Origin of the sequence: Streptomyces sp. SID3343, from assembly GCF_009865215.1 — a bacterium.
In the GTDB taxonomy this organism is placed as follows: Bacteria; Actinomycetota; Actinomycetes; order Streptomycetales; family Streptomycetaceae; genus Embleya.
In genome coordinates this window covers 1-224 of the sequence record NZ_WWJX01000945.1, presented here as the reverse complement: position 1 = coordinate 224, position 224 = coordinate 1, and the positions used below count along the sequence as shown (strand labels likewise).

General features: G+C 78.6%; 1 protein-coding gene. It reads right to left on the bottom strand.

Translation table 11 applies throughout. The features are described from left to right. On the bottom strand, window positions 1-224 hold a 224-nt coding region (locus GT354_RS29190; RefSeq protein WP_161359363.1), incomplete at both ends, for a hypothetical protein.

Sequence of the window (224 nt, the reverse complement as noted above, 5' to 3'; positions counted from 1 at the left end):
GGCGGGCTCCGACGCGACGAGCACGTGGACGGTACGCCGGGTGCGCCGAATCAGCGTCGGGCGCCCCGCGAGCACGCCGAACCGCACCGGCGATCGATGCCGCGCCGCGGGCGGGGTCCACTCGCCGGCGGCCCGGGAGTCGTCGAGCAGGGGCAGGAGCAGCGCCTTCCAGCGCTCCAGGGCCGCCCGCCCCAGGGTCGACGCGAGCACGGTGGGCGACCCGA